Below are 4,789 nucleotides of genomic sequence, written 5' to 3'. Positions count from 1 at the left end.
GCGAAGGTGCGCGAGCGCGGGTCGGCAGCCGGCGACAGTTCGCGGACGCGGCCAGGAAAACGCTGATCGGGTTGCGCCCACAGCTCGACAGCCACCGCCTGACCGATCTTGAAGCTGCTGATGCTCTGCTCCGGCACGCTGATCAAGACCTCACGCTCGCCGTCAGTGGCCAAGGTAAAAACTGTTTGCCCGGCGGCCACGACCTGCCCGACTTCCACCAGACGTCGAGCGATCACGCCGTCCTGGGTGGCGCGTAGCACTGAATAACCGGCCTGATTATCGGCCACGGTAAATTCGGCTCTGGTTTGTTTGACCCGCGCCTCACCGGCGCGGAGCAGGTTTTCAGCGTTGTCGAATTGCGATTTGCTGACCATCTGCCGGTCCATCAAGGTTTTGTAGCGATCACGCTCGGTGCGGACCAGCTGCAAATTCGCTTCGGCAGCGGCTACTTGGGCGCGGCTGGCTTCCAGTTGCAGACGAACATCTTGCGGGTCCAGTTCGGCCAGCGGTTGATTGGCTTTGACTCGCTCACCCTCTTCCACCAGGCGCTTGATGACTTTACCGGGGATTCGAAATGCCAGATCTGGCTCGAACCGCGCACGAACCTCGCCGGGATAGCTGTCCATCGACAGCGATGCAAGTTGCGGTTGAACGACCATAGCGGGACGCACGGCAGTCTGAACTGGCTCTTCGTGACCACAGCCCGCCAGTAAAACACTCAGACTGATGGATAGCGTTAACGGCAAGGCATCGCGAAACATGGTGATGGACCTTTAGCAAAGAATGCTTTAATTGTTGTACTGCCGCGTATAGTAAGAAATACCAAACTCACCAGTCCACTATTAAAACGACGATGCCTGATAATTCATTGATCGCTTCCGGCCCAGGCCGCCCCAAAGACCTGGTAAAACGTCAGGCCATCCTCAATGCCGCGAAAAATCTGTTCGTGAGTAAGGGCTATTCCGGCACCAGCATGGACGCTGTCGCCGCCGAAGCCGGCGTCTCAAAACTGACGGTCTACAGCCATTTCACCGACAAAGAGACGTTGTTTTCCGCAGCCGTGATTGCGCGATGCGAGGAGCAATTGCCCGAACTGTTTTTTGAAATGCCTGCAGGCACGCCGGTAGAAACGGTATTGACCAATATTGGCCGTGGCTTCCACGCCTTGATCAACAGCCCGGACGCGATTGAGCTACAGCGATTGATGACAGCCTTGGGCGCTCAAGACTCGAAAATGTCGCAGATATTTTTCGAGGCGGGGCCAGAGCGGATTCTGCAAGAGATGGAACGATTGCTGATTCAGATAGACAGTAATGGCAGCCTGAAAATCGACAAGCCGCGTATCGCTGCTGAACATTTTTTGTGCCTGCTTAAGGGCACCTGCAACTTCCGCTTGCTGATTGGTTGCAACGACTTACCCGACCCGGCGGCGGAAGAGGCGCATGTTGAGGACGTGGTGAGCCTGTTCATGCGCGCGTATCGAGCCCTGTAGGATTATGATTTCAGGGCTTTTTTCGGGTAGATATCGTAGCGGCTGGATTTTCCATCCAGTGCGTAACTCGGTTTCGGGCCATCAATGCTGGGCGCTTTGCGGGGTCGTTTGACCACCACCCGATGCGTTGCCAGTGTCAAGGCAGCTTCGAGTAATGCAGGAGCGTCCATGTCATCCCCCACCAGCGGTCGGAACAGGCGCATTTCTTTTTTCACCAGCGCGGTTTTCTCCCGGTGTGGAAACATTGGGTCCAGGTAGATCACTTGCGGCGGCTCGCCTTCCCATGCACGAATCAACTCAATGGAATTTCCAGTCAGCAAACGCATGTTGGCGATGATGGGTCCGATCTCACGATCCCTTAGCCCGCGGGCCAGGCCGTCTTCGAGCAACGCAGCAATAATCGGCTGACGCTCGATCAAGCTCATTTCGCAACCCAAGCTGGCCAGTACAAACGCGTCCTTGCCCAATCCCGCCGTCGCGTCCAGCACCCGAGGCCGCACGCCTGGCTGGATGCCCACAGCCTTGGCAATCATTTGCCCGCTGCCGCCGCCAAACAGACGCCGATGCGCCGCAGAACCCTCGACAAAATCCACCCGCACCGGCCCTGAGGTGTCAGCGCCCAACTGCTGCAATTGCAAACCGTTGTCGGTCACCTGCAGGGCAAATTCAGCCTGCGCGTCTTCCAATGGCAAGCCAAGGCGCTGCGCCCACTGCTCCGCATGTGCCTGTCCGTTACTGATCAGGGTTTCCACTCGGATGCGACTGCCTGTCTGTTGCTCACTCATTTGCCCACACGCTCAACTATTTTGTTAATGATCGGCGCAATTGGCCGATAACGAGAATATCCAGCATTTTGCCAGAGCCGGACGAACAACGAGCGCTATGTCTGACATTGAATCCGCACCGATAGGCTATTTGTCGCACGCAGGCGACTTCAGTCTTCGCAACTCCAGAACCTTGAGCGGTGTTACCCAGCTCTGGACGGATGCGTTCGCTCGCGCAATGGCTGAACAAACCGCTGACAAACCTGACGTTTCAGCAGCGCCAATCGTCGCCGCAACCAACCCTACTACCGGCGAACCACTGGGTGGCGCCCAGGCGCTCGGGAAAATCGTCGACCAGCGCGAGTTACCGGTTGCGGATGTCCCACGTAGACCTCCAGTGCCCTTGCACTTGCCCATCGCCGAGTTTGAACTGCACCTCCTGCCCGAGCCTGCCGAACCGTTCAGCATCAGCGACATGATCGAACAGCAGCGGCATCTGGACTTCGACAGCGGTTGGGTACGGCCATTGGTCCTTGATCCGCCTCAGCCCGATGCGAACCCTGGCCCTGGCCCACAAACCCGTCCATTACACTTGCCGATCGCCGAATTCGAATGGGACTTGGCTGATAAAAAGGCCCTGCCGCTTGACGCTGAAACGGTCGATGCGCAACAGCGGCATCTGGATTACGACAACGGCTGGGCTCGGCCTATCATTCTGCAAAACCTGCGCATGGCCGCCTAAGCGCTGCCGACTTTCACAGCAAACCCAATTGCTGCACGGCAGGCCCTCTGTCCAGCACCACCAGCGGCGGCAAGCCCGGCAGACGCGCCATCAATTGCTCATGGAAACGCCGCGCCAGGTCAGGGGCCTGCAGGTTGTCAGGCGTGTGCAGAAAAACATAAGGCGTACGCCCTTCCTCGATCCAGCCGGCGACTTTTTCCACCCACGGTGCCAGAAACACATCATTGGCCTCTAACACCGGGTGACCAATGAAACGCACCTGAGGAAATTGCGTCAGCGCTGCAGGACGCGGCGGGACTTTAGGCTTTTTCGATTGCGCGTGCAGCACGGCAGGATCGGTCGATACGCAGCTAAACAACGCACGTGGATCAAGACAAATGCGCTCCACGCCTCGGTCCAGCAGCAACCGATTGAGCATGCGCTCCTCATCACCTTTGGCGAAAAAAGTCGAGTGCCGCACTTCCACCGCCAGTGGCCGCTCAACCGCATCGATAAAACTGACCAACTCAGCCAAGCGCAATGGCCCAAAACTGGCGGGTAATTGCAACCACAAAGGCTGCACCCGTGCGCCCAGCGGGGCCAGCAGTTGGATAAAGTCGTCAGCCGCCTGCAACTGCTGACGAAGGTCGCCGCCGTGACTGATGTCGCGATGGAATTTTGCGGTGATGCGAAAGTGCTCTGGCAGGGCTTGCGCCCAACGCTCTACTGTCGCAGGCGCCGGCCGCGCATAAAAAGTCGTATTGCCTTCGACAGCATTGAATACCTGCGCGTACAGCCCAAGAAACTCATTGGACCGGGCATTCTCCGGGTACAGGGATTCACGCCAGGCGTTTTCACTCCAGGAGGGGCAACCGAGGTGGTAAGGGGGGCGCTGAGAATTCAAACGTGAAGGTCGAGGCCCAGCACTTCCAGGTCCCAATCAACGAAACTGGCCGTGGTCAGATAGCTCGCCAAGGCATGGGCGACGCGGTTGCTGACAGAGCGAGGGAAAATCATGTCTTGCTGACGGGCCGGAACGTTACTCGTAGGACCTGCTTGGGCATTTTGCGCACGGGAGGTGTTGGCAGATACTTGAGGCGGTACTTCAATCTCGCTGTCGACTTCCTCAAACGTGCCATCCACCGTCGCGGTGCCTTTGCGAGGCTTGCGCTTTATGGGGTAGGAGCGTGATGAGGGTCCGTCTATGCGCATCGATGCGTGCTCGGCAACTGGTAGTGGCAATCTAGCAGTACGGACATAGCTTAACAAATGTCCTAACGATAACTAGACCACAGTTTACGCAAAAGGTTTGAAAACGCCGATGAGCTGTCGCATTACAGTAAAAATAGGATGTTTCTGTGGGACCGAATTCATTCGGGAAGGCATTGGGTCAGACACATATGAGGTCGGATTTGAAACCGATTCCCGAATGAATTCGGTCCCACAGGGGTCCCACAGGATTTGCGAACAGCCGGGGATTAAACTGGCCGCGCTTTGGGGGTGGCGACTTTATCGCGCAGGTAAACCGGTTGCGCTTCATCAGCAACAACGGCTTCGCCGCGCTGCCAGGCGAGCACTTTTCGATGGGCGGCCCGGCCAGTTGCGCGGAGCGCGAAGCCCTCCTCTCCGCCGTCCGGACCGAACCCGCCAAGCGAAGCCAGTCTCCTGGGACCATCACCACCGGTTGAGCCGGCACATGCGACAACCCGTTCTGCGCATCGCGCACGTTCACGCGGCCTTCGACCAGCGTGATGGTGAGTGCGTTGCTGCCGCCTTCGGCGTTCGGCGCGGTTCGAACCAGGAACTCGGTGC

Annotated in this window: 6 protein-coding genes and 1 pseudogene; 2 read left to right on the top strand and 5 right to left on the bottom strand. The window is 57.9% G+C overall.

All coding sequences use genetic code 11. The features are described 5' to 3' along the window. The coding region (locus M0974_RS06165) for an efflux RND transporter periplasmic adaptor subunit (RefSeq protein WP_297834078.1) at positions 1-761 on the bottom strand (761 nt) is incomplete at its 3' end. Positions 762-853: 92 nt separating this feature from the next. On the opposite strand from M0974_RS06165, the gene M0974_RS06160 reads away from it, so the two are divergent. Beyond that, the gene (locus M0974_RS06160) at positions 854-1,492 is read left to right on the top strand and encodes a TetR/AcrR family transcriptional regulator (protein WP_297834077.1); all 639 of its coding nucleotides are present in this window, start codon (positions 854-856) and stop codon (positions 1,490-1,492) included. Between the two features lie 2 nt (positions 1,493-1,494). Here the strand turns inward: M0974_RS06160 and M0974_RS06155 are convergent, their stop codons facing one another. Continuing rightward, the gene (locus M0974_RS06155) at positions 1,495-2,277 is read right to left on the bottom strand and encodes a class I SAM-dependent methyltransferase (RefSeq protein ID WP_297834075.1); all 783 of its coding nucleotides are present in this window, start codon (positions 2,275-2,277) and stop codon (positions 1,495-1,497) included. Between the two features lie 97 nt (positions 2,278-2,374). On the opposite strand from M0974_RS06155, the gene M0974_RS06150 reads away from it, so the two are divergent. After that, positions 2,375-2,998, top strand: coding sequence for an energy transducer TonB (locus tag M0974_RS06150; protein ID WP_297834073.1), 624 nt, complete (start codon positions 2,375-2,377; stop codon positions 2,996-2,998). 13 nt (positions 2,999-3,011) lie between these two features. On the opposite strand, the gene M0974_RS06145 is transcribed toward M0974_RS06150, so the two are convergent. From M0974_RS06145 to M0974_RS06135, 3 genes and pseudogenes are all read right to left on the bottom strand, one after another. Continuing rightward, positions 3,012-3,881, bottom strand: a complete 870-nt coding sequence (locus tag M0974_RS06145; protein WP_297834071.1) for a DUF72 domain-containing protein — start codon at positions 3,879-3,881, stop codon at positions 3,012-3,014. After that, positions 3,878-4,189 (bottom strand): hypothetical protein, encoded by a 312-nt coding sequence (locus tag M0974_RS06140; RefSeq protein WP_297834068.1) that lies wholly within the window; start codon positions 4,187-4,189, stop codon positions 3,878-3,880. Before M0974_RS06140 ends, M0974_RS06145 begins: the two co-directional genes overlap by 4 nt. 266 nt (positions 4,190-4,455) lie before the next feature. Beyond that, a pseudogene (locus M0974_RS06135) lies at positions 4,456-4,548 on the bottom strand (tRNA (adenosine(37)-N6)-threonylcarbamoyltransferase complex dimerization subunit type 1 TsaB); the annotation flags it as partial. Positions 4,549-4,789 lie beyond the last annotated feature (241 nt).

The sequence above is a fragment of the Pseudomonas sp. genome, assembly GCF_026224925.1.
GTDB lineage: Bacteria > Pseudomonadota > Gammaproteobacteria > Pseudomonadales > Pseudomonadaceae > Aquipseudomonas.
Note: the sequence above shows the minus strand (reverse complement) of the source record. Positions and strands in the feature narration are given on the sequence as shown.